The 1980-nt window shown below is 37.1% G+C and carries 1 protein-coding gene; it reads right to left on the bottom strand.

All coding sequences use genetic code 11. The features are described from left to right. Positions 1-1980, bottom strand: a 1980-nt coding sequence (locus QWC74_RS00855; RefSeq protein WP_288993816.1) for a PD-(D/E)XK nuclease family protein, incomplete at both ends; no start/stop codon positions are given.

Genomic DNA, 1980 nt, shown 5'->3' with positions numbered 1-1980 from the left:
AGATACGTGGTTGATTTCCGAGAAAATCAATATCAAATTGGCACACCCCTCGATAAGAACAAAAATCACATGCTTTACGATCGCCATGATGACTTGGATTAATCTGAAGAGAACCTTGCGTAATTTTCGTCGCGGCACGTTCAATGGTTTGATTCGTATAATTTCGTAACATCGAAAGTTCAGCCGGAGATAACGTCGATGTCCCACGACTTGAAAAACTTCCATCTTTTTTTAGCGTAATAGGGACGACATCACTTTTTAAGCGATCCGTTATTCGATGATCACTGAGTGTCACCACGTCATAATCATCCGGTAAATAACCTTTCATTTTAAAATCCTCTTGATGTAGCCTTAATATTTGCTCTTCTAACGCCACATCTCTTAATAAATCTTGATCGTCTTTTGAAATAATGGGGCGATGAACATGGAAGTACAAGAGTCCTCCGACTTCTGCTGGCATGTCAATTAATTGCAGGGCATTCGTGACCACGACATCTAAATACGTTAATAGCTGTAAACTCAAACCATAATAGACCTTATCAAGCTCTAAATCTTGTTGACTCGATTTATAATCGACAATTCTTAAATAAGCTTGCGATTCATCTTTTGATTTAGCAACATCAACACGGTCAATAATTCCTTTTAATGATAATTTAAATCCTTTTCCAATCGGGCGTGAATCGATGTGAATTCCATTTGATTTTCCAGTTTGGAATGGCAACTCAAAAAACATCGGCTTAAACTCACTTTGGCTACTTTGATACTTGAGTCCAATTAACGTCTTATAAACAACATGAGTCAATCGCTCCGTTAACTTCATCATACGTTTATTTTGTTTTAAAATCTTATATAACAACTGTTCACTCAACTCATCTGACACCATTTTAGCAAGTGTCTGACACTCATCTTGCGTTAAATCAGCAAATGTTCGATTCTCCTTTTGAATCATTGTAGCAATGCGTTTTAATGCCTCATGATAAAGCTCACCAATATGCGGTAAATCAAGTTGATAACGTTCTCGATCTTTTAATTGTAATCCATAGCGTAAATAATGAGCGAATTCACACTGGTTAAACAACTCCAGTCTTGAAACACTCGCCACAATTTCTTCACTATAAAGTTTTTTCGTCAACACTTCATCTAAATTAGTTACCTCATTTTCATATCCTAAAATTCTCATAACCATTTGATAAATCAATGGATTATGTTCCTTGTAATACGCTAATAATGGTTCATAGTAAGAACGATACGCTGGATTTTGTTTGAGATGCGCTAATAAATGAGCAACTGATTGATTCAATGTCGTTAGTTGTTCATATAAATCGTCATCAAATTCACGACCAATGTGCGCCTCTTGTGAAAGCGGGAACATTTCTTTTAATTGATTATAAACGTATGAAGGTAAAAACTCTTTCCCTTCATCATTACTGCTCACATAAGAAAGTGTTAACGTTTGTTTAGGTGAGGTAAACACGGTATATAGGATAAACTGTTCATCTTGTTGACTTTGCTCAAGACTAGGTGCTAGTTCAATGCCTAACTCTTTTAATTGTTCACGTTCTACTTCACTTAAGAGACTACTCTCTCCCATAACACTCGGAATTTGCCCCTCATTCACGCCAAGAACAAACGCATGCTTAATTCCATACTGTCCTGCTTCACCTAAATCCGTAACTAATTGATAACGGGCACGTCTTAATTCGCCAACTGAAACTTGATCAAGTCGTGGTGGAACAGTCGCATAAGACATTTCTTCAAGTCCTGCTTTAAAGACCGTTGCAAAATTTTCTAGACTAACCGCTTCTTCTTGTCCAATTTCAACGAGTTGCTCAAATAGCTCAAGCACTTTATTCCAAACTTGTTGATGCTGTTTAAGTAACTTTAAATGCTGCGTCTCTTCAGCACTTGACTCAAGTAGTGCTAGCTTTTGTGGAATTTGGGCTTCTTCTAAGAAGGTAAAGGTCGCAACGGCAAACTCCT

Origin of the sequence: uncultured Turicibacter sp. (assembly GCF_938044715.1) — a bacterium.
Taxonomy (GTDB): domain Bacteria; phylum Bacillota_I; class Bacilli_A; order MOL361; family Turicibacteraceae; genus Turicibacter; species Turicibacter sanguinis.
The sequence above is the reverse complement of the archived record's forward strand: the minus strand, read 5'-3'. Positions and strand labels throughout refer to the sequence as shown.